At 63.4% G+C, this 22,138-nt stretch carries 22 protein-coding genes; 6 read left to right on the forward strand and 16 right to left on the reverse strand.

The window, feature by feature from the left end; all coding sequences use genetic code 11:
* Positions 1 to 4 precede the first annotated feature (4 nt).
* Complete coding sequence (locus ABIE35_RS02050) at positions 5 to 388, reverse strand: DUF7793 family protein (RefSeq protein ID WP_354512352.1); 384 nt, start codon at positions 386 to 388, stop codon at positions 5 to 7.
* A gap of 180 nt (positions 389 to 568) precedes the next feature.
* Between ABIE35_RS02050 and ABIE35_RS02055 the strand changes: the two genes are divergently transcribed.
* A complete protein-coding gene (locus ABIE35_RS02055) occupies positions 569 to 2,233 on the forward strand; it encodes an ATP-binding protein (RefSeq protein ID WP_502921342.1) in 1,665 nt (554 codons plus the stop codon).
* 162 nt (positions 2,234 to 2,395) lie between these two features.
* On the opposite strand, the gene ABIE35_RS02060 is transcribed toward ABIE35_RS02055, so the two are convergent.
* Positions 2,396 to 2,566 carry a hypothetical protein gene (locus tag ABIE35_RS02060; RefSeq protein WP_172323700.1) on the reverse strand — a complete coding sequence of 57 codons (171 nt, stop codon included), beginning with the start codon at positions 2,564 to 2,566 and terminating at the stop codon, positions 2,396 to 2,398.
* Positions 2,567 to 2,673: 107 nt separating this feature from the next.
* Between ABIE35_RS02060 and ABIE35_RS02065 the strand changes: the two genes are divergently transcribed.
* Both ABIE35_RS02065 and ABIE35_RS02070 read left to right on the forward strand, forming a co-directional pair.
* The gene (locus tag ABIE35_RS02065) at positions 2,674 to 3,726 is read left to right on the forward strand and encodes a hypothetical protein (protein WP_354512210.1); all 1,053 of its coding nucleotides are present in this window, start codon (positions 2,674 to 2,676) and stop codon (positions 3,724 to 3,726) included.
* 2 nt (positions 3,727 to 3,728) lie between these two features.
* Positions 3,729 to 5,282 (forward strand): putative bifunctional diguanylate cyclase/phosphodiesterase, encoded by a 1,554-nt coding sequence (locus ABIE35_RS02070; RefSeq protein WP_354512211.1) that lies wholly within the window; start codon positions 3,729 to 3,731, stop codon positions 5,280 to 5,282.
* On the opposite strand, the gene ABIE35_RS02075 is transcribed toward ABIE35_RS02070, so the two are convergent.
* On the reverse strand, positions 5,275 to 5,853 hold the full coding sequence (locus ABIE35_RS02075; RefSeq protein WP_354512212.1) for a GNAT family N-acetyltransferase: 579 nt from the start codon (positions 5,851 to 5,853) through the stop codon (positions 5,275 to 5,277). The genes ABIE35_RS02070 and ABIE35_RS02075 overlap by 8 nt on opposite strands.
* Positions 5,854 to 5,961: 108 nt before the next feature.
* On the opposite strand from ABIE35_RS02075, the gene ABIE35_RS02080 reads away from it, so the two are divergent.
* From ABIE35_RS02080 to ABIE35_RS02090, 3 genes are read left to right on the forward strand one after another with little or no spacing between them, the layout of a single operon-like run.
* The gene (locus tag ABIE35_RS02080) at positions 5,962 to 6,426 is read left to right on the forward strand and encodes a hotdog fold thioesterase (protein WP_354512213.1); all 465 of its coding nucleotides are present in this window, start codon (positions 5,962 to 5,964) and stop codon (positions 6,424 to 6,426) included.
* A 7-nt stretch (positions 6,427 to 6,433) separates the two neighbouring features.
* Complete coding sequence (gene paaK, locus ABIE35_RS02085) at positions 6,434 to 7,783, forward strand: phenylacetate--CoA ligase PaaK (RefSeq protein ID WP_354512214.1); 1,350 nt, start codon at positions 6,434 to 6,436, stop codon at positions 7,781 to 7,783.
* 30 nt (positions 7,784 to 7,813) lie between these two features.
* The gene (locus ABIE35_RS02090; protein ID WP_089596031.1) at positions 7,814 to 8,416 is read left to right on the forward strand and encodes a TetR/AcrR family transcriptional regulator; all 603 of its coding nucleotides are present in this window, start codon (positions 7,814 to 7,816) and stop codon (positions 8,414 to 8,416) included.
* An 806-nt stretch (positions 8,417 to 9,222) separates the two neighbouring features.
* Here the strand turns inward: ABIE35_RS02090 and paaZ are convergent.
* The 13 genes from paaZ to ABIE35_RS02155 all read right to left on the reverse strand — a co-directional run bounded on the left by paaZ (position 9,223) and on the right by ABIE35_RS02155 (position 22,106).
* Positions 9,223 to 11,322, reverse strand: coding sequence for a phenylacetic acid degradation bifunctional protein PaaZ (gene paaZ / locus ABIE35_RS02095; protein WP_354512215.1), 2,100 nt, complete (start codon positions 11,320 to 11,322; stop codon positions 9,223 to 9,225).
* Positions 11,323 to 11,465: 143 nt separating this feature from the next.
* Entirely contained in the window at positions 11,466 to 12,482 is a 1,017-nt protein-coding gene (locus ABIE35_RS02100) for a glycosyltransferase family 2 protein (RefSeq protein ID WP_354512216.1), read from the reverse strand.
* A complete protein-coding gene (locus ABIE35_RS02105) occupies positions 12,479 to 13,219 on the reverse strand; it encodes a tyrosine-protein phosphatase (protein ID WP_354512217.1) in 741 nt (246 codons plus the stop codon). Before ABIE35_RS02105 ends, ABIE35_RS02100 begins: the two co-directional genes overlap by 4 nt.
* Before the next feature lie 155 nt (positions 13,220 to 13,374).
* Positions 13,375 to 14,262, reverse strand: a complete 888-nt coding sequence (locus tag ABIE35_RS02110; protein WP_354512218.1) for an SGNH/GDSL hydrolase family protein — start codon at positions 14,260 to 14,262, stop codon at positions 13,375 to 13,377.
* A 268-nt stretch (positions 14,263 to 14,530) separates the two neighbouring features.
* On the reverse strand, positions 14,531 to 15,127 hold the full coding sequence (locus tag ABIE35_RS02115; RefSeq protein ID WP_354512219.1) for a GNAT family N-acetyltransferase: 597 nt from the start codon (positions 15,125 to 15,127) through the stop codon (positions 14,531 to 14,533).
* 26 nt (positions 15,128 to 15,153) lie between these two features.
* Positions 15,154 to 16,017, reverse strand: coding sequence for a 3-hydroxyacyl-CoA dehydrogenase family protein (locus ABIE35_RS02120; RefSeq protein ID WP_354512220.1), 864 nt, complete (start codon positions 16,015 to 16,017; stop codon positions 15,154 to 15,156).
* Positions 16,014 to 16,841: an enoyl-CoA hydratase/isomerase family protein gene (locus ABIE35_RS02125; RefSeq protein ID WP_354512221.1), complete on the reverse strand. Its 828-nt coding sequence runs from the start codon at positions 16,839 to 16,841 to the stop codon at positions 16,014 to 16,016. Before ABIE35_RS02125 ends, ABIE35_RS02120 begins: the two co-directional genes overlap by 4 nt.
* A complete protein-coding gene (locus ABIE35_RS02130) occupies positions 16,841 to 18,067 on the reverse strand; it encodes a thiolase family protein (protein ID WP_354512222.1) in 1,227 nt (408 codons plus the stop codon). Before ABIE35_RS02130 ends, ABIE35_RS02125 begins: the two co-directional genes overlap by 1 nt.
* 154 nt (positions 18,068 to 18,221) lie before the next feature.
* A complete protein-coding gene (locus ABIE35_RS02135) occupies positions 18,222 to 18,878 on the reverse strand; it encodes a pentapeptide repeat-containing protein (protein WP_354512223.1) in 657 nt (218 codons plus the stop codon).
* Entirely contained in the window at positions 18,878 to 19,336 is a 459-nt protein-coding gene (locus ABIE35_RS02140; RefSeq protein ID WP_354512224.1) for an SRPBCC family protein, read from the reverse strand. The genes ABIE35_RS02135 and ABIE35_RS02140 overlap by 1 nt, the downstream gene beginning before the upstream one ends.
* A 9-nt stretch (positions 19,337 to 19,345) precedes the next feature.
* Positions 19,346 to 19,765 (reverse strand): DUF2177 family protein, encoded by a 420-nt coding sequence (locus ABIE35_RS02145; RefSeq protein WP_354512225.1) that lies wholly within the window; start codon positions 19,763 to 19,765, stop codon positions 19,346 to 19,348.
* A complete protein-coding gene (locus ABIE35_RS02150; protein ID WP_354512226.1) occupies positions 19,762 to 21,630 on the reverse strand; it encodes an AMP-dependent synthetase/ligase in 1,869 nt (622 codons plus the stop codon). The genes ABIE35_RS02145 and ABIE35_RS02150 overlap by 4 nt, the downstream gene beginning before the upstream one ends.
* Positions 21,627 to 22,106, reverse strand: coding sequence for a MarR family winged helix-turn-helix transcriptional regulator (locus ABIE35_RS02155; RefSeq protein WP_354512227.1), 480 nt, complete (start codon positions 22,104 to 22,106; stop codon positions 21,627 to 21,629). Before ABIE35_RS02155 ends, ABIE35_RS02150 begins: the two co-directional genes overlap by 4 nt.
* Positions 22,107 to 22,138: the final 32 nt, after the last annotated feature.

The following is a 22,138-nucleotide window of genomic DNA, read 5'->3' on the forward strand; positions in this document are numbered from 1 at the left end:
GGCGCTAGGCCTCCACCAGCCACTCCAACGCTTCTGTTTCAGATGTGAAGAACTTGGTGGGGCACGGTGGCTTCATGATGCCCAGAAAAAAGTTGGCAATGACCCTGTCCACCGGAGATGACCCCCAGAGCGCGATGCGGTTGGCCTGGCACGGTTTGGCAAACACGGAACGGGCACCCCGGGTGACATCGTCCGTGGTGGCCATGTCCACGATCATGGGATGGCGTTCCTCGCCGCAGAGCTCGTTCACCCGGTCCATGGCACGTTGGGCGTCAGGTTCCTTGATCCTTGCCCCGCGCGGCCACGTCAGTCGAAGAATGCCTGGTTCTTCGAGCTCCAGCTCGAACGTCACCTCTTGATGGTCCTGCGGTGTTGCCGGGTGGTCCACAGTGCTCCTTGCGCGGTTGGTGCTGCTGCAGCGGTTCCCTCTGCTGACACCCTCAAGGCTGTCGAATCCCAAGGGCAAAGTAAAGGTGTGTCCCAGGACTTATCCAACCCATTTGACGCATGGTCACCTCTGGCCGCAATGCCGCTGATAGGGTGTTGCCACATCATGAAAACACCGTGAATGAACCGTTGGAACGGAAGGGGCTCAGTGGGCGAGACCGTTGCCGACGAACAGCATGCCCGCTCCGCCGTAGTGGCGGATTCAGACAAGGACCGCTTGGCCGCTACGACGGCCGCCCTTGCCGCAGCGGGATTCAACGTCTTCCCTGCCGTGGATACCGCGGCCCTGGCCGCCCATCTCCAGCACCTCACCCCCTCGGTAGCAGTGGCTGAGAGTTCCCTGGCACACGGACTGCGCAGCCCCGGAGTTCCCATGCTGCTGATCCTTGACTCCCTGGAATCCCTGGACCTCCAGGAGGTGGAATCCTGGCGCGTAGCGGACTACGTCATCAGCCCTGTGCGATCCGGGGAACTGGTGCACAGGGTTGAAACCCTGATCGGCCGGGCGGCCGAGCGTGCACGTTCACGCGGCGAAATCGAAGCACTGCGCGAAAGCCTCCGCAATGTCTCCTCGGCGATCCGGGAGACCAACGATCCCCAGTTGATCTCAGACCATGTGGTGCGCGGCTTCGGTGAAGCGCTGGACGTGGACCACGTCTGGTTTGCTACCTTCCGCGACGAACGTGTTCCCAGCATTCGTGCACAGTGGAACCGTCCCGGACTTCCGCTGCTACCCGCGAGGCTGGGTGAGAGCGAAAACGCCATCATCGAGGCGGCCAACAGGCTGTGGGCGGATGCGGATGTCCTGGCGGTCGCGGACCACCGCGAAGACCCCGACTCCAAGATCGCCAAGGCCCTGCGGGAGTGGTCCGGCGAGCTCGACCCCGTGTCCACCGTCCTTCTCCCAGTGGGTGAGGGAGCCACCGCGATGGGTATCATCCTGCTCTCGACCGTCCGGGAACGGCACGACTGGACCCGTCCCGAGATCGCGTTGATGCAACACGTGGCCGGGAACGTGGCCCACGGACTCATCCAAGGCCACCTCATCAGTGCCCAACAGCGGGTCCTGCACCAGCTGAGGCAGTTGGACAAGGCCAAAACCGACTTCCTGGCCACCGTCAACCATGAACTCCGGACGCCGCTGACCTCCATCACCGCTTATCTGGACATGATCCAGGACGGATCAGGCGGGCCGGTTCCCGACGGTATCAGGAAGATGCTGGACGTCATCGCCCGGAACTCCAACCGCCTCCGCAGGCTCATCGAGGACATGCTGACTGTGTCCATGCAGGACGGCAGCAACCTGGACCTCAAACCGGTGGATATTGCCAAGCTCCTCCAGGTGGTGGTGGCCACGCTTCGGCCACTAGCAGAGTCCCGCCACGTCTCGTTGTCCTTCACCGAAGGGACTGACGACATCGAGGTTACGGCCGATGAGGCGAAGCTGGAACAGGTGTTCACCAACATCGTGGCCAACGCCATCAAGTTCACACCCGAGGGCGGCCGGGTGGGCATCACCAGTTCCGTCTCGGACTCGGAGGGCGGCGGGCTGGCTCTGGTGGAGATCGCAGACAACGGTCTGGGCATCCCCGAGCACGATCTCCCCCACATCTTCACCCGCTTCTACCGGGCCTCCAACGCCACATCCGCGGCAGTCCCCGGCAGTGGGCTTGGACTGGCGATAGCGCACGACATCATCAGCCGCCACATGGGCCGCCTCCTGCTGGATTCCACCTTGGGGTCCGGCACCACGGTATCCGTGGAGTTGCCGGTGGGCGGGCCGTAATAGCACCCCTGCCCGGTGTGACAGCCGTGTCAACGTGAGGTCCGTGCCAGTGGTCTACCGTCACTAATGCTCGACATACTGCGAAACAAAAATTGATGCCCCGGGCTGCAGCCCGGGGCATCAATTGACGTTATAGGGCCTTGAGAGGCGCTCCCCCAATGTTTAGTTCGGCCACCAACCGATGCTGGTGGTGTTCGTCTTCGTGGTGGTGTAGCTGTTAGGCCACCAGCCGATTGCCGTGCTGTCCTGCGTAGGCTCGGCATTAGCCGGGGCAGCGAAACCCGTTACTGCCAGAACCGCCGCCATGAGCAGGGTTGCCGCAAATTTTTTCATCCGCTATGCCCTTTCGTACTGATGCGAATTTGTTGTCTGTGACTTGAATAAAGTCACGGTGCAAACTATACGAGCTTTTCTTCCGCAATGACATGGATAATGGGCACATGCAAAGTCCGCACCTCACCTCCCACTTCGTTGCCGGTCTCACGGCACGCGCCAAGTGGAAGGAACGGGACTTCGGCGAGGCCTACCGCCTGGCCGGAGAGGCTGCCGAGCTGTCCACCGCCGCCGGAGATGACGAATCCTGGTGGAACATGCGGTATCTGCAAGCGGAATGCCTCCGGGACCAAGGCCGCATCGAGGAATACCTCAACGTCGCCGTGGAGCTCAACAATCACGGCCTGACCGCTTCCTCCCCCGAACTCGGGGCCAAAGCAGGAACCATGGTTGCCGTGGCATACCAGGGCCTGGGCAGGCTCCCCGAGGCTGCCACCATGGCTGCGAAGGCGGCCAAACTCGCGGCCGGGGACGCCGAATTGCTGTACGTTCAGATCCTCGCCCAGCGCGCCCTGATCGCCGCATTGGCGGAGAGCCGGCTCCTGGACGATGCCTGGAGCGAATGCCTCGTCCTGGAAACCCTGTTGACCGACGACGTCGATGAAGACACTGCCGGAAAAGGCTATTGGGTGATTGGCAACGTTGCCTTCCTTGCCAATCGTGTTGCCGACGGCGGCCGCTACCACGATCTCGCGGCCGAACGGCTTTCACCGTCCAAGGACGTTGATTTGTGGGCACGATTCAACAGGGCATCAGCCGAAATGCGCCTTCAGGCAAAACTCAGTGACGCTGCAACCCTCCGCTGCATTGAAAGGGCAGAGCTCGCCACGGATATTGTGGGCGGCTCCGAGCGGGACCACTTGGAAATGTCGCTGGTCCGCGCCCACTGGTATTTCCTCAGCGGCGATATGCAGCAAGCCACCGCTATCCTTGAACCCCTGTGCGCCCGCTCCTCCATTCTGGCCACGCAGACCTCGGCGGAAGCACATTTCCTTTTGGCCCGGACCCTGCTTGAATCCGATAGACGGCAGGATGCACTGGTGACGTTCGATAAAGCTGCCATGCTGTTCGAACAGGCCGCATTGCCCGAACGCAGCGCAGCCGTTCGGGAGTACCTTCGCCGAAGCGATGAACAACGAGGCGAGCCACACGGGGGGTGAGCATGTCCGAAGGGAAAATGTACTCCGGCGACGACCCACGCCTCGGGCTGCTCCTGGACGGAATCGTCAGGTTGGCCGCCGGGGATCTCAACACCAGAATCGATGTCTCAGAGGCGCGCGATGAAATCGATGCCGTGATCATGGGCACCAACCTCCTGGCCGAGGATCTCCAGATCGTTTATGAAGAGCTGGAGCAACGGGTGCGGGCCCGTACCCAGCAGCTCAACGAAGCCCATCTGGCGATGCAGCACATGGCCATGACCGATCCCCTCACAGGCCTGAACAACCGCTCAGCATTTGCCGCGGCACTCAGCGAAGCCCAGGCCAGTGGGGCGCAGAGCGGCCGAAAGGCAGCCATCCTCCTCCTGGACATGGACGGGTTCAAAGCGATCAACGACTCCCTGGGGCACACCATCGGGGACAAGGTCCTGGAAACGGTGGCCAATCGGATCACCGGCGCCGTGCGCGATCAGGACATGGTGGCCCGCATGGGCGGAGACGAATTCGCGGTGCTGATCCCCGACGTGACGCCCGCTATCGCCGCCTCCATCGGCAACCGCATCCTCGCCGCAGTGGTGGGCGTCATGGAGATTGACGGCCAGCACCTGCGTTGCGGTGCCAGCATGGGCCTCCGGATGGCCGATCCCGGCCACCAAGCGGAGGAACTGATGATGGAAGCAGACATCGCCATGTACGAATCCAAGGCTGACGGACGTGGCAGGCTCAGAGTCTTCGAACCCGCTATGCTGCACGCCAGGCAGATGCGGAACCAGCTGGTGGGCGAACTCAAGGAAGCGATCACCGGCTCGCAGCTTGTCCTCTACTATCAGCCGATCATCCGGTTGGATACCCGCGAAATCGAAGGCGTGGAGGCGTTGGTCCGCTGGAACCACCCCACCCGCGGACTCGTCATGCCGGACGAGTTCATCCCCATTGCCGAGGAAACGGGAATGATTTCCGATCTGGGCGGCTGGGTGCTCCGCACCGCCGTCGGGCAGTTGAAGCAATGGCGCACCGACCCGCTCACGTCGGGCCACAACTTCAGCATGCGCATCAACGTTTCGGCGGCGGACCTGCAGCGGCTGGAGTTCATTGAAGACGTCCGGGAGGCTCTGGCTTCGGCCGGGTTGGACCCGTCGCTCCTGGTCCTGGAACTGACCGAGAGCGCAGTCATTCAAGGCAACGACTTGGACCGCTACACGCTCAACAGCCTGCGTCGACTGGGTGTGGGACTGGAAATCGACGACTTTGGCACCGGCTACTCATCCATCAGCTACCTGCGCCAGCTTCCGGTGGACACCGTCAAAGTGGACCGGACCCTGCTCTCAGCACTGGGCAGCGACCCTTCGCAACCCGCGCTGCTTGCCGCCGTGCTGCAGCTGATCCGTGCTTGTGGTCTGGCTGCGGTGTGGGAAGGCGTCGAAAGTGCCGACCAAGCCGAATACCTCCTCAGCATCGGGTGCACCAGCGGCCAAGGTTACTACTTCAGCAGGCCGCTGCCTGAAGAGCAGCTGACCGAGCAGCTGAAGCACCACAAGACGTGGCCCGTCACTTGATGGTCCGCGTCCACGGATGGTGCCGGTTGCGCCACTCGGAGTCGAGAATCGCGTAGATGTTCTCCGTGGCCCATTGGCCCTTGTAGTGCCAGTTGTCCACCAGCGTCGCTTCCAGGCGCATGCCCAGGCGCTTGGCGATGCCGGCCGATCCTTCATTGAGGGCATCCAACTTGGCATCAACGCGGTGGAATGAGAGTGTCTCGAACGCCAGCCTCAGCACGGCTTCCGCGGCTTCGGTGGCAATGCCATGGCCCTGGGCATCAGGATGGAGAATCCAGCCCACCTCTGCCTGCCCTGTCCCTTCAAGCCATTTCAGCACCACCTCGCCCATGAGGCCCGCGTGGTCCTTCCGCTCGATGGCCAGGCAAATCCAGTCGCCCTCCTGGTTGAACTCGAAGTTGGCGTACCGGCCCAGGACTTCCATGGACTTGGTCCTGGTCAGCTCGTTGCGCAAAAGGAACCGGGCAGTTTCGGGAAGCGACTGATATCCGTGGAAGCGATCGAGGTCCTCGGCTTCGAAGCGGCGCAGAATGAGTCGGTCTGTGGTGATGGGGAGCTCAATTTCGGGCATGACTCCGAGGCTACTAGGTGCAGGCGAATACTGGTCCAGTCTTGACACGTGGCGCGATCTGGGATTACCTAATGAACATTCGGTAAATAAAGCTGGAGGCAATGACGCATGGTTGAAACAACCCTCTCCGGTGCATCGCACCACATCCTGACGAACGACTACGCGTCCGAATGGATGGGCATCGAGGTCCTCAAGCTCGACGACGGGCACGCCACCATCCGCATGCACCTCCGCCAGGAGATGCTCAACGGATTCGGCATGGCCCACGGCGGAATGATCTTCGCCTTCGGGGACACCGCCTTCGCACTGGCCTGCAACCCAGCCAACCCCACGCCCAAGCAAGCCGCCAACATCACGGTGGCGTCCGGCGTCGACATCAACTTCATCAAGCCCGCGTTCCAAGGCCAGGTGATTACCGCCGTCGCAAACCGCCGCGCGAGCACCGGCCGAAGCGGCCTCTACGACATCCAGATTTATGCGGCCTCACCCGACACCCCCTCCTCCGCGGACGCCGGGCCAGGGGAACTCATTGCCGAGTTCCGTGGCCGCAGCCGCACCATCTCCAAGAAGTAGGAACCCCATGACGCAGAACACCGTGGCCGCACCCGCAGCTTCCTCCTCGAAGGCAACTGATCCCGTGCTGGACCGTGAAGAAACCATCTCCCGCGACGAACTCGAGGCCCTGCAGCTCACCCGCCTGAAGCACACCGTGGCCTACGCCTACGATCGGGTGCCGCTGTACAAGCGCAAGTTCGACGAAGCCGGCGTGCACCCCTCGGACCTCCGCGAACTGAGTGACCTGGGGAAGTTCCCGTACACCACCAAGGAAGACCTCCGGCTGGAGTACCCCTTTGGCATGTTCGCCGTCCCGCAGGACCAAGTGGCACGCATCCACGCGAGCTCCGGCACCACAGGACGCCCCACCGTAGTTGGCTACACCAAGCAGGACCTCGCCAACTGGGCCACCTTGGTGGCCCGCTCCTTCCGCGCTTCCGGCGTCCGGCCCGGCATGAAGGTCCACAATGCCTACGGCTATGGCCTGTTCACCGGCGGACTGGGTGCGCACGCCGGCGCTGAAGCGCTCGGCTGCACAGTCATCCCCATGTCCGGAGGCCAGACCGAACGCCAGATCCAGCTCATCCAGGACTTCAAGCCGGACGCCATCCTGGCCACGCCAACCTACCTGCTCACCATCGCCGATGCCATGGCGCACCAAGGCATCGATCCCACCTCCACCTCTCTCAAGTACGCCGTTCTGGGAGCCGAGCCGTGGACCGAAGAGATGCGCCACGAGCTCGAAACCACCATGAACATCAAGGCCTCGGACATCTACGGCCTCTCCGAAGTCATGGGCCCGGGTGTCGCCGGCGAAGCCGTTGAGACCCAGGACGGCTGCCACATCTGGGAGGATCACTTCCGCCCCGAAATCATCGATCCGTTCGACCACTCCACAGTCCTGGGCGACGGCGAACCCGGTGAACTCGTCTTCACGTCCCTGACCAAGGAAGCGCTCCCGATCATCCGGTACCGCACCAAGGACCTTACCCGCCTGCTCCCCGGCACCGCCCGCCCGGCGCACCGCCGCATGGGCCGCATCACCGGCCGCAGCGACGACATGATCATCCTCCGCGGCGTGAACCTCTTCCCCTCACAGATCGAGGAAATCGCGCTGCGCATCCCCGAGCTCAGCCCGCACTTCCAGCTGGAAATCACCCGCCCCGAGGGCAAACGCATGGATTCGCTGACGGTCCGCATTGAGCGCCGCGAGGCGGTATCCCCCGAGGCAGGCACGACGGCGGCGCACACCTTGCGTGAGCAGATCAAGATTCACGTCGGGTCATCTTGCGTAGTGGACGTTGTAGAGCCCGGTTCCCTTGAGCGGTCCAACGGCAAGCTTCGCCGGATCTACGACATGCGCCCCAAGGCCTGAGCTTTCAAAAGATCGTGAGAAAATGCCAGCATGCCTACTGAGACCACCACCAAGCGCGGACGGCCCGGTTATGACCAGCAGTCGGTGCTCCGCATCGCCGTCGACGTCTTCAACCGCCACGGGTACGACGCTACGTCCATGGGCATCCTGGCCGAGAACCTCGGGATCTCGAAGTCAGCCATCTACCATCACGTGCCGTCCAAGGGCGATCTGCTGAAGCTCGCCCTGGACCACGCGTTGGGCGGCCTTGAGGCCATCCTCGAGGAGCCCGCCGCCACCTCCGGGCCCGCCGACGCAAGGCTCGAGTTCGTGCTGCGGCAGACCATTGCGGTACTGGTGGACCGGCTGCCGTTCGTCACCCTGCTCCTGCGCTTGCGGGGCAACACGGAAATTGAGCGCGACGCCCTGGAACGCCGGCGCGCGTTCGACCATAAGGTAGCCGAGCTCATCTCCGCGGCCCGCGAGGACGGTTCCCTGCGGCAGGACATCGATCCCCGCACCGTCACGCGCCTGCTGTTCGGCACTATCAACTCGATCGTGGAATGGTACAAGCCCGGCGGCTCCCTGTCCCCGGAGAAGCTCGCGGACGACGTCATCACCATGGCCTTCGACGGCCTCCACACGGCCGCCTAACCCTCTCTCACATCCCTACCTCTTCCGGCCGACCCTCTCTCACATCCCTAAGGCTTCAGCCGAACCCTCTCTCACATCCCTAGAGCTTCAGCCGAACCCTCTCTCACCTCCCACGCCCTCCCGGCCATCCCTCTCTCACCTCCCACGCCCTCCCGGCCATCCCTCTCTCACCTCCCTAAGGCTTCCGGCCATCCCTCTTGCACATCCCTAGTGCTTCAACCGGACCGTCTCGGGACTGTCGGGATAACGGTGGATTCGGGGTTGGCCTGACACGCCGGGCTGGAAAGCGTAGACGGCGCTGAGGAGTCAGACCAGATCACGGGAAATGGGTTAGGCGATAGGACACAGTCGACAGGTAGCTTCGTCTTGCGCTCTCCCGTCCGCCCGCAACCGAAACGCCGAACGCCTTCCCCATCACGCGGGAAGGCGTTCGATCGATCGCCGGCGCATCAGTTTCCACTTGAGCCCCCAGGACCTGAGAGAGCAACCCACCCAAACCCGAAGGACGTGAGAGAGCGACCCACCCAAACCCGCGGGACGTGAGAGAGCGACCCACCCAAACCCGCGGGACCTGAGAGAGCGACCCACCCAAACCCGCGGGACCTGAGAGAGCGACCCACCCAAACCCGCGGGACGTGAGAGAGCGACCCACCCAAACCCGCGGGACGTGAGAGAGCGACCCACCCAAACCCGAGGGACGTGAGAGAGCGACCCACCCAAACCCCCGGGACGTGAGAGAGCGACCCACCCAAACCCGCGGGACGTGAGAGAGCGACCCACCCAAACCCGAGGGACGTGAGAGAGGGTTACTTCTCCACGAGGGTGAGGACGTCGTAGGTGGCTACGATTTCGTCGTTCTGGTTGGTCAGGACAGCGTCCCAAGCAACTTCGCCGTACTCGTCCGTCTCACGCGGGGTGATCTTTTTGGCTGTCAGCGTGACCCGGATCGAATCTCCCGCCGCCACTGGGGTGATGAAGCGCAGGTTCTCGAGCCCATAGTTGGCCAGGACGGGACCCGGCGCAGGCTCCACGAAGAGGCCGGCCGCCCAACTCAGGAGGAGGTAGCCGTGGGCCACGATGCCGGGGAAGAACGGGTTGGCTTCGGCGGCTTCCTGGTTGGTGTGGGCGTAGAACGTGTCGCCCGTGGAGTTGGCAAACGCAGTGATGTCCTCGAGCGTGACCTCCCGGAGTTCCGAGCGAACCGCGTCGCCGATCCGGAGGGTGGACAGGTGCTTACGGAACGGGTGCTCGCCCTCGGTCTCCACAGTGAAGTTGCGGTCCGCGCCGGTGTGCCACTGGCCCGTGACTGCGGTCAGCATGTTCGGGGAGCCTTGGATGGCGGTGCGCTGCATGTGATGCAGGACGGAACGGATACCACCGAGTTCCTCGCCGCCACCGGCGCGGCCCGGACCGCCGTGCACCAAGTGCGGAACCGGGGATCCGTGACCGGTGGAGGAGCGAGCATCTTCACGGTTGAGCATGTGGACGCGGCCGTGGTGGGCAGCGATGCCAAGCACCAGCTCCTGCGCCACCGAAGGATCGTTGGTGCACACGGAGGCTACCAAGGAGCCGGAACCGCGGGCTGCCAGGCGGACGGCATCGGCCAGATCCGAGTAACCGAGTACGGAGGAAACCGGACCAAATGCCTCGAGCGAGTGGACTTCCTCGGTTTCGGCGTCCGCCCAGCTCAGGAGAACGGGCGACATGAATGCGCCGTCTTCCACAACCCCCACTTCGCCGCCAACTGAGGTGACCGACGGCGCATCAAGAGATCCGTACGCAAGCTCGCCACCGGCGTCGAGCATTGATTGCACAGCCGCGCGGACGTCGGCGAGCTGCTCCAGCGACGCCAAGGCGCCCATGGTGACGCCCTCGGCGCGCGGGTCGCCCACCACCACGCGCTCGTTGATGCGTGCACCAACGGCGGCGGCGACCTCGGCAGTAAGCGCCTGCGGGACGATGATGCGGCGGATGGCTGTACACTTCTGGCCGGCCTTGACGGTCATTTCGGTGACGACGGCCTTGACGAAGGCGTCGAACTCCGGGGCGCCGGGCACAGCGTCCGGGCCAAGGATGGCAGCGTTCAGCGAGTCGGTCTCGGACGTGAAACGGACGCCACCCTGGACCACGTTCTTGTGGCCCTTGAGCGAGTTGGCAGTGGACGCCGAACCCGTGAAGGATACGAGGTCGCGGTAGTCGAGTTCGTCCAGGATGGTGCGCGCGGAACCGGAGATCAACTGGAGGGAACCGGCCGGGAGAATACCCGATTCAACAATGGCCTTGACGGCAGCGGCGGCGACGTAGCCCGTGGGCGTAGCCGGCTTCACGATGGTGGGAACACCGGCGAGGAAGGCGGGAGCGAACTTCTCCAGCATGCCCCACACGGGGAAGTTGAACGCGTTGATCTGCACTGCGACGCCGGGGATGCGGGTGTAGATGTGCTCGCCAGCGAACGAGCCGTCCTTGGACAGGACCTCCATGGGGCCGTCCACCACAACCTGCGAGTTCGGCAGTTCGCGGCGGCCCTTGGAACCAAAGGTGAACAAGACACCGATGCCGCCGTCGATGTCGATCATGTTGTCGATCTTGGTGGCGCCGCTCTGGGACGAGGACTCGTACAACTCCTGGCGCCGGCCGTTGAGGTACTGGGCAAGCTCCTTGAGCTTGAGCGCACGCTGGTGGAACGTCAGCTTGCCGAGTTCAGTTTGGCCTGTGGTGCGGGCGAAGTCCACGACGGCGGCAAGGTCCAGTCCGTCAGTGCTTACGTTGGCCAGGACTTCTCCGGTGCTGGCATCGCGAACCGGGACTTTCCTGGCATCGGGCGCCGGTGTCCACCAGGCATCCTGAACATAGCTGGGGACGGTTGCAACGGCTGTGGTTTCCGGGGCGACTGCGGTAGTAGTCATCGTCGACGGGTCCTTCCAAGGCACGTGAAATCGGCACGGTCTGTTGTGCTACCCGAGAGCAAACATTACTGACCGGCCGTTCGGTAATATATACAGGGTACATGAATGCCCGGAGGAGTACAGCAGTTATTTTGCGGGAGGCCTCAGCCCCGGCCACCCAACTTCCTGGCCAACAACAGCGGCTTCTTGAGGAACTCCCCCACACTGGTCCGTGCAATGACTGTCTGGTTCAGGGCATCCAGCCGCTCCAGAACATGGTCCAGCTTGGCGCCGGTTTCGTCGAGGCGTCGCTGCTGGGCGCGGATGAGCTCCTCCTGCTCAGCCAGGACGCGCGTCAGGTACAACATCCCGCCAAGCCCTCCCTGGGCGACGCCATCGCGAAGATGCTCATCGCGGACCAAGGCATCGTAGCGGGCGTGCTCGGCGGCCTTTGCGAAAATGCTGTTGCCCTCATGGCCCTCGGACTCCGGCCGTTGCGACCAAAACGCGAGCGGTTCGCCGTCGATGAATCCCACGCGCGAGTGGCTGAGGGTCCGCAAGTGGAACTCCCAGTCGCCCACCACGGGGAGGTCCTCGTTGTAGTAGCCCACGGCGTCGTGCAGGCTCCGGCGGTACAGGAAGGAAATGGGAACGGCCCGGTTGATCTTCAGCATGTCCGCAAGGGTGATCTGCTGCATATCCGCCCAGAAGAGCTCACGGCGGATCGGCTCAATCCGGCCCCCCACCAGTTCCTCGATGACGATCTCCGTCCGGACCATGACGCCACTTTCGGCTCCATGAGCAGGATCATCCAGATAAGCCACGGTGCTCTCCAGGAAGTTCGGGGCCCAGAAGTCGTCGTCGTCATGGATCACAATGAACTCACCGGATGCGGCTTTGATACCCGCGTTCGACGCCGCTTCCATCCCCACGGACTCGGCATGGTGGAGGGTGGTGATCCGCTCCCGCTCGCCGTCAGTCCGCTGGGAGGTGAGGCGATCGACGTCGGCCGGGTTGCCGCCGTCGTTCACAATTACCAACTCGAAATCCTGGAATGACTGGGCGAAGACATCGTCCAGGGCCCGGGCCAGGAAAATCGGACGATTCTTGGTTCGGGTCACGATGGTGACGCGGGCACCGGCGTTCATGGCGGGTCCATTCCGTTGGGGAAGTGTGATCAATCCTGCATGGTAGCAGCGGTACTGGCCCCCGAGCCGAGCTTTGACCTCAGCGCGTCAACCTCGTGTTCCACAACGCCGTTGGCCCGCAAGAAAGCCACGACGTCCAGACCCTCGAGGAACTCGCGCAGGCCCGCCCTTCTCTGCTCCAGCATGGCCTCAAGTTCGTCATCGGGAAGATACGGATCATGGGCATGCGGGGCACCATGCGTTCGATGCCGCTCATTGATTCCCCGGGCCGCAAGCTCGTAGCCACGAACAATGTCCTCATCATTCATACCCGCCAGCCGCTGCAGCATCAGCGCGATCACCCCGCTGCGGTCCCTCCCCGCCGAACAGTGAATCACCACCTTGCCGGGCGACGCCGCAATGGCCTTGAAGACCGGCGCGATCTTCTCCGCGAACAGATCCACGTAATCGCCATACTTCGCCGGATCCTTCAAGTACGGGCCGAACAGCTCGCTGAAGCGGCGGTGATCCGGATCCTCAGTGGGGCAATGTACGACGTCGATTCGCGCCTTCGCATCGTCCGGCACCTCAGGATCGGTGTCGCGTTGGCGACGCTCGCGGGAGGCGCGGAGATCGATCACGGTGCGGACGCCGTCGTCGTACATCTGCTGCCACCCGACCTCGGTGACCCACTCATGACGGCCCATCCGGTACACGTCTCCGGCGATCCGCCACGCGTTCACGGCGCCGTCCCAGTGGACGCTTCGGTGAGCTTCAGATGTCCCCTCCATAGCAGCCAGCTAAGCACATGGGAGGGCGCGTGTGTGAGCTTTCAGGTGCGCCGAGGGGTTAGCTCTCGGCTCATTAAGGTGCGCCGAGGGGTTAGCTTTCGGCACATTCGGGTGGGCATACTGCCGAAAGCCCGCCCCTCGACGGACGGGTAGACCTATCGCTTGGACAGCTGGGCAGGCTTGACCGCGGAGACCAGCGCGGCGGCGTAGGCCTGATGCCCGGCAATGTTCGGATGGAAGTTGGCGTCCGGGAGAGGCTGCCGGAAGTCCAGGACGATCCACGGCACCAGGGAATTTGCGGCGTGGCCGGCGAACCTCTTGGTGACGTCGATGAACTTCGCGTTGGTCCCGCTGTCAGCGACCGCTTTGGCGATGGTTGAGTTGAGAGCGTCGATGGCCTGATTGACCTTTGTCTGGTTCTGGACGGGGATGACCGGTGCGCCGTTCACGGGATCAAAGAGTCGCGGATAGCCCAGCACAGCAACGGTGGCCTGCGGAGCCGAAGCTCGAATCGTTTGGTAGATACCCTCAAGCCCGGCCTCAAGCACGGGGAGGTTGGCGATGATCCCGTTGACGGTCCCTGCGCACGTCACCGTGTCCGGAGTCGCGCAAGCCTGAAGCGCCAAGAGGCTTCCGGCATCGATGGCACCGGCGGTGATGCTCACCAACTCGGCATTCTGGAGTGCGGTTTGGCCCAGTGCGATCTGCTCGAGTACCGTTGGTGCGCCGTTATAGAAGGGACTCGGCTGCTCCGGATCAAAGGACAGCAGGGCTCCGTGGCAAGCGAGGTTCCCAAGTAAGTTGACCCGGCCAGTATCCGCAACCACATCCACATAGCCAGGGTGGCTCTGCCAGCAAAGTGCGTCCCGGTAGAGCCCTCCTGCACCGGTCCCCGCCGTGTACGAATCACCGAGTGCCACGTAGTCAGCGGATGGTGGCGGTGCTGCAGTGGCAGGGCTCCCCACGAATCCCAACGAAAGTCCCAGGACAGCGAGCCCGCCCGCCAAAGCCGCCAGCCGTCGTCGTGCTTGATGAGTTGCCATGATTTCCCCTTCGTACCGCTCAAATGGGGCTCCGGCACTCCGAAGGTGCGGAGGTCACGGCTCGCCCCACCACTCGGCCGCCTACCGGGGCAATGTGTTGGCTAGAGTACGCCTGATGGGGTGCCACGGAAAGACGTTGACGCTGGATCGAAGCCGAAAAGGTTCCGGGCTTCTGGCATTGGCCGAGGGTTTGGCTCTCGGCACTTTCTCTGGGCCTCATAAAGGCGAGAGCTCACCCCTCGGCGCACGCTCATGCCAGTCTTCGCGTTTACGCGCCGTATTTCGCCAGCCGGAACTCCAGGCCGTTGCGCACGGCGGGCCATTCGTGCTCGAGGATGGAGAACACCACGGTGTCGCGGAGCGCTCCGTCGGCGCTGCGCGAGTGGTTCCGAAGCACGCCGTCCTGCTTGGCACCGAGCCGGGCAATGGCTTCCCGGGACTGCTGGTTCATCCAGTGGGTGCGGAATTCCACGGCCGGGCATCCCAGTGTCTCGAAAGCATGCCGGAGCAGCAGCAGCTTCGAATCCGGATTGGTCCCCGTGCCGTGTGATGACGCGGCGTTCCACGTCGATCCGATTTCCACGCGAGGGGTCTCAGGGTCGATGTTCATGTACGTCGTCATCCCTATGAGCTTGCCCGTGGCGTTGGAGCGCGTGGCGAAAGGCACCATGGAGCCTTTCGCCAGCAAGTCCAAGCGGCGATCGATTTCAGCCGCCATCCCTTCCGGCGTCGGGACCGAGGTGTACCAAAGCTTCCAGAGGTCGCCGTCACGGGCTGCATCCACCAGCCCGTCATGGTGTTCCTGGCTCAACGGTTCCAGCGTCACGAATTTTCCGGTCAGGGTGATGGGTTCGATAGAAGTCACCCGGTTAGCCTAACCGCCCGCTGGCGTTAGTCTTTCCAGTCGAAGAAGCCCTTGCCCGTCTTACGCCCGAGTTCACCCCGAGCCACTTTGTCCCGCAGGATCTGCGGCGGAGCGAAACGTTCACCCAACGTGGACTGAAGGTATTCGGCGATGCCAAGCCTGACGTCCAAGCCAACAATGTCGGTAGTTTTCAACGGGCCCGTGGGGTGCTTGTAGCCAAGGACCATGGCAGCATCGATGTCTTCCGCGGACGCCACCCCTTCCTCCACCATGCGCATAGCCTCGAGGGCAATCGCGACGCCGAGGCGGGAGGAAGCGAACCCGGGAGCGTCATTAACGACGACGGCGGTCTTGCCGAGTGCCTCCGTCCAGCTTTTCGCCGCAACAGCGAGTTCGGGAGACGTCTCCTTGGCCAGCACCACTTCAATGAGGGTGGAGGCGGGCACCGGGTTGAAGAAGTGGAGCCCAACAAAGTTGGCGGGCCGGCGGAGCTCGCTGGCGAGCCCGGTGACGGAGAGCGAGGACGTGTTCGATGCCAGGAAAGCATCGGCGGACAAGTGCTCCTCCACAGCTTTCAGCGCCGACACTTTGAGGTCGTAGTCCTCAGGCACGGCCTCCACCACGAGGCCGCAGTGGATGAACGACTCGTAGTCCGTGGAGGTGCTGAAGCGGGACATCGCTTGGTCGGGGGTCTCGTTCAGGGTCCCGCGGGCGGCGGACTTGGCGACGGCCTCAGAAACGCGACCTTGCGCTCCGGCCGCTGCCTCGTGATCGCGTTCCACCACAATCACAGTGGCACCTTTGACGAGGAAGGCGTGGGCGATGCCGGCACCCATCCGGCCTCCGCCCAGGACTCCTACGACGTGCGGGATGGCGGGAGCTTCGGTCATTTCTGGGTCCTGTCGTCGTTGCCGGAAGTCGGAGCGGAAGTGGCGGATGCGTCCGTGTCATGGGCTGCCTTCGCCGATTTCTTGTCAAGGAAAGCCTGCATCCGGTCAAACTTGGCCTGGGATTCAAAAAGGATTCCCTGGGCCAGTGTGTCAATCAGCGGGTGGGCTTCGGCCGGAGCGTGGAAAACGGATTTGGTGATGCGCACCGCCAAGGGATCCTGGCGTCCAATCCGATCGGCCAGTTCGTGCGCCGCCTCCATGAGCTCGGGGGCTTCGTGGATTTCGGTGATGAGGCTGATCCGCAGGGCTTCTTCTGCCCGAAGCACGGCACCGGCGAGGAGAATTTCCTTGGCCTTCGGTTCTCCCACGAGTTCCTTGAGCCGCCAACTGGCACCCGCGGCAGCGAGGATTCCCAGGCCGGTTTCCGGGTTTCCGATCCGAACGCTCGGAGTCCCGATCCGGAAGTCCGCCGCGTAGGCGAGTTCAGCGCCCCCGCCCAGGCAATATCCGTCCAAGGCCGCGATGACGGGCATGGGAAGTTTGGCGATCCGGACAAAGATGGTGGAGTTGATTCCCTGCAAGGCATCGTCACGGCGCCGTTCGCGCAACTGCCCGATGTCGGCGCCGGAGGCGAACACCCCGTCCGTCCCGGCAATGATCAGTACTTTGGGGTTCCGATCCAGTTCAGCACACACCTGGTGAAGCTCGTCCACCATGGTCTGGTCAATCGCATTGCGGACCTCGGGGCGGTTCAGCAGGACAGTGAGGCGGTCTTCGCGTTCCTCGATCAGGAGGGTGGTGAAGTCTTCCGGGTTCAGTGCCATTACACGCCTTCCAGCAACATCGCGGTACCTTGTCCAACGCCGATACACATCGTGGCCAATCCGAGCTTAGGTCCGGAAAATGAGGCGAGTTCACGCTCCATACGCCCCAGCAGCGTGATCGCAATACGCGAGCCGCTGGAACCGAGCGGGTGCCCCAAACTGATGGCGCCGCCGTCGTTGTTCACAATCTCTGGGTTCAACCCGAGGCGGCGCATGCTGGCGAGCGACTGCGTGGCGAAAGCTTCGTTGAGTTCAACGGCGCCCAACTGGTCCACAGTGAGCCCGGTGCGGGCCAGGATCTTCTGCGTGGCCGGCACCGGACCGATGCCCATGATCTCGGGCTCGCAACCCGCTGAGGCGCAGTCGACGATACGGGCGCGTGGCGTCAATCCGAACTTCTTGATGGCTGCTTCAGAGGCAACAATGATGGCCGAGGCGCCGTCATTGAGCGTGGACGAGTTTCCGGCAGTGACCACGGATCCGCCGGGCACAACGGGTCGCAACCCCGCCAGGACGTCCATGGTGGTGCCTTCACGGGGTCCTTCGTCGGTGTCCACAACGGTCTCGGACTTCCGGGTCTTGACCGTCACGGGAACGATTTCGTCCTTGAAGCGACCACCGGCAATGGCAGCCAGCGCGCGTTCGTGCGAACGGACGGCAAAGGCGTCAGCGTCCTCTCGCGAAATCTTGTCCACACGGCCTACTTCCTCAGCCGTTTCCGGCATCGAGTAGGTCATTTTGCCGTCGCGAGAGAGCTCGCCTTTGGTGAAGCGCGGGTTGGCGAAACGCCAGCCGATGGAGGTGTCGAAGATCTGCCCGGGCTTGGCGAACGCCGTGGCGGGCTTCTCCTGGACCCACGGGGCGCGGCTCATGGACTCGACGCCACCGGCCACCACGATGTCAGCGGCACCGGATTTGATCATGTGGCTGGCCATGATGATCGCGCTGAGCCCGGAGGCACAGAGCCGGTTCACCGTGATGCCCGGGATGTGGAGGGGAAGTCCGGCAAGAATGGTGGCCATACGGGCCACGTTCCGGTTTTCCTCACCGGCGCCGTTGGCGTTGCCGAGGATCACCTCGTCAATGGAGTCAGGATCGACGCCGGCACGTGCCACTGCTTCCCGGACCACCAATGCTGCGAGATCGTCCGGGCGGACGGAGGACAGCGCCCCACCATAGCGACCTACAGGCGTCCGTGCGCCGCCAACAAGAAAAGCCTCGACCATGAGAACATCCTTTGCGAAAGTGAAAGGGACCGGCCCGGAATAATATACCGACCGTTCGTTCTATAAAGATTACACGGCCCGGCGGGCCGGTCAACAGCTGACGTCATCTGTTGGCCGGCCCGCAAGGGACCCAAAGGAGCCCCGTAACCCGGGATCACACCACCCGGATCCCGAGGTGACCAGCCAGAAGGGGCGCCATGAGGCTGAGTTGGTAGTCGTCGATAACAACTCCCGCCAGCCCGGCCAGGCCGTTGATGCCACGGAACTCGGACGTCCGCAGATCAACGTCCTTGAGCTTGGCCCCGGTGACGTCCAAGGTACCGATGGTGCAGTTCTTCAGGGCTACCCTGGTCCCGGCGCAGCCACCGAGATCCAACTCATTGATGATGCAGTCCGAGATCTGGAGGTCCATGAGCTTGGAGCCGCGCAGGTTCACATAGTCCAGCTTGCCGCCGTCGATCCGGACGGAGCGCCAGTTTCCCTCATAGAGTTCAGCCGAGCCCCACCGAGGGTTGCTGATTTCCACGTCCTGCCAAGAGCTGCGTGCGGCAGTGAAGACCGGCGCGTAGGGCTCGGCCAGAATGCACTCGCGGAACGTGGCACCCCGCAACTGCGCCTCATTGAAGGAGACACCGTTCAGTTCGCATTCGATGAAGTCGGAGCCACTTAGCTCCTCTCCGTCGGCGGAAACCTTGGTCCACCTGACGCCGTCATACCGTTCGCCACGCTGGAAGTCCGGAGCGTCGTCGTCGCGCAATTCTTCCAAACGGACCGGTGAGATCTTAGGGGCCGCAATCTTCGCAGCCGCCATCAGAGGGATTCCGCCTTGGCTGCGATCTCCGTCAAGTCCTTGGCGAGGGCCTTGCGCGCCATGCTCATGCCGATTTTCCCGAAGAGAGCCATACCGACCTTGCTGAGGAACGACGGCTTGAGGACCTCGGCGCCGAACGTCAGCGTAAGGTCCGTACCGCCGTCGCGCCCGGACAGTGTGAAGCGCGAGGTGTAGTCAGCGCCGCCCTGATGCGCCTTCACTGTAGTGCTGCGCGGTGGGTCGGCCTGGGACACCCACATTTCGACGGTTTCCTGCTTGCCCATCATGGTCCTGGTTTCCTTCCAGCGCGTGCCTTCGCCGTACGGGCCTTCGCTGAGCAACTGGACGGAGTCGATGCCGGAGAGGGTGCCGGCCGAGCCCGGGATGTCCGAGATAACGGCCCAGACTTTCTCCGGGCCTGCGTTAATGTGCTGCGTCAGGGTGGTGGTGTGTTCCATACATCGAGCCTAGACCCGACCCCTGACAGTCCCAATCAGGGCAGTCAGCCAAGTGACCACAGCGCAGACACCAACACCCCAGGCAATGTCGGTCACCGCCACCATCGGTGGGAAGTCCTTGAGCACGGCGAGCGCCGTCAACGCCCAGGTGGAGTACGTGAAGAAGCCAAACAACGCTCCATCCGCAACCCGTCGACCCATCGTCAGGTCCGCCTTCCCTGGCCGCACGCCATAGTGAACTATCCCGGCGACGAAGACCACGTAGAACAGCACTGCCCCGATCGGCTGCGGACTGGACGCAATAAGGTGCCCGATCTGGCTTTCGTACTGCCGCTGCGCCACGGTGACGATCCAGACGACGTCGATCACCGCAAAGATCACTGCGGCCAGTGCGTAGGACAGGAGCCAGCGCTTCAGGCCGCGGCTCATCCCTGGCGCCGGGTGTCAGCGTAGAGGCTGTCCACGATGTGCCGTGCGCGTTCGGTGAAAGCCCCGCGCTTGAGTTTCATGGTGGGTGTCACGATTCCGTTGGCCTCCGTGAGGTCGGTCAGCAGCAAGACAAACCGACGCACTTGCTCGGAACGTGCGATCTTCGCGTTCGCGGCACTGACGGCCTGGCCAATCACGGCCAGAAGCCGGACGTCATCGATTTGGACTGCGCCGCCGTCGTCGGGGATCCGGAGGCCCTTCAGATCTGCGATGCCCTCGCGCTCGGCCCACGCCGCCAAGGTTTCGGGGTCCAGCAGCACCAGCCCACCGAGATACGGCTTGCCCTCCCCCACCATCACGGCATGGGCAACCAGCGGGTCGCCTTCCACGTAGCCTTCCCAAATGGCCGGGGAGATGGTTTTCCCTCCGGCGGTGACAATGACGTCCTTGATCCGGCCCTTCAAGGTGAGCCGGCCCAGATGGTCCAGCTCGCCGAGGTCCCCGGTCCGGAAGTAGCCGTCGACGAATGCCTCGGCGTTGTCCGCCTGCCGCCGGTAGCCGGCAAAGACGCCCACACCGCGGGCCAGTACTTCACCTTGGTCTGAAAGACGCACGGTGGTCCCGGGCATGGGGACGCCCACGGAACCCGAGTTGATGGACCCGGGCAGGTTCCCCGTCAGTGGGGCTGTAGTTTCCGTCAGGCCGTAGCCTTCGATCACGGGAAGTCCCAGCCCTCGGAAGAAAAGGGAAAGGTCCGCATCAAGCGCGCCGGCGCCGGACAGCAGGTAATCGAGGCGTCCGCCCACCACTTTCCGGAGCCTGGCGTAGAAAAGGTGGTCGAACAGAGCCCGCCGGATGCGGAGGCCGGCGGAGGCACGGACGGCAGGGTCGGCGTCGTGCGCTTCGGCAAACCGGCCCCACTCCACTGCCGTGCTTTGCGCCGAAGCCCACACGCGACCCAGCCGTTTTTGCGTTGCGGCGGCAGCGGCTGATGCCTGGATTTTCTGGAGCACACGCGGAACCACCACCAGGAACGTGGGCTTCAGAGCGCCGAGCGCGGGAACCACGTCCCGAGGGTCTGAGAGGTGGGCAATCCGCATGCCGTTGGCCAGGCAGATCAGCTGGAGTCCTCGCGCCAGGACATGGGCCATGGGCAGGAAGATGATGGTGTTTCCACCCTCCCGGACCACCTCCGTGTAGGCTCCAGCGACGTTCAGGACCTGCCCCACGAAGTTGCCGTGCGTGATGAGTGCCCCCTTGGGCGCCGCCGTGGTGCCGGAGGTGTACACGATGGTGGCAACGGAGTCGAGATCGGCCAGCAAGCGGCGCTCCTCCACGGCGTTGTCCGGGATCCCGACGCCGCGGGCCACCAAATCGGCCAGGTCCGATCCCGGCCAGGAATCAATGGTCCAGATCCCCAGGGGCTGGATTCCTGCTTTATTGAAACCCTGTTCCAGCAAAGCTGCGTGTTCGGCCGTGCCGCCCACGGCGAGCCTGACGTCGGCATCGGCCAGGATCGCCGTCACCTGCGGTGCCGCTGAGGTTTCGTAGACGGGAACCACGACGGCGCCGGCGAACCAGGCAGCCATATCGGCCAGTGCCCATTCGTAGCGGGTGGGGGACATAATGGCCAGGGACTCCCCCGGCTGGATACCCGCCGCAATAAAACCCTTGGCCAGCGCCCGGACCTCGCCCACGAACTGCTCCGTGGTTACTTGCCGCCACGGATCGGAGATGGCCGCATCAGCGGCACGGACTTCAAAAGCGATGTGCCCGGGGTTCGTCCGGACGCGCTGCATGAGCAACTCGGTGGCGTTGCGGTGGTTGGCCGCGTCAACCAGCGGCGGGGAGGTGAATTCTCTCAACGGGCACCCTCTGCGGACAGGGATTGCAGGTGCTCCTGCATCAGGCCCATGACGGCGTCGAGAAAATCACCGATGACGGCTTGGTGTTCAGCGGGCAGCGCCTCCACGTACGCAGTGGCAGCGGACAGGAGCGGCTGCAGCAGGTCCTTGACTTGGTGGGATGCCGAACTGGTGACGTTGACATGCACTTGTCGCCGGTCTTCCGTGCTGCGCAGGCGTTCAACGAACCCGTGCGACTCCAAACGACTGACCAGCGCAGTAGTGGTGGCCGCTGTAGCTCCCAAGTCCGAGGCGAGGGCCCCCACGGTGACGGGTCCCGAATCAGCCAGGACGGTGAGTGCCCTGTAGTCAGTGAGGTTAAGTCCGAGGGCCCGGGCTACCTCGCGTTCGGTCTCGTTAGCCAAGCCGAACAGCCCCTGCAAGGTCCGGGAGGTCGGGTGGTCCGACGCTCCGATAGCCTTTTCATGGTTTTGCATGGTTATATAGTAATCAAATTAGTTTGAACATC

Source organism: Paenarthrobacter sp. 4246 (assembly GCF_040546855.1).
Taxonomy (GTDB): Bacteria; Actinomycetota; Actinomycetes; order Actinomycetales; family Micrococcaceae; genus Arthrobacter.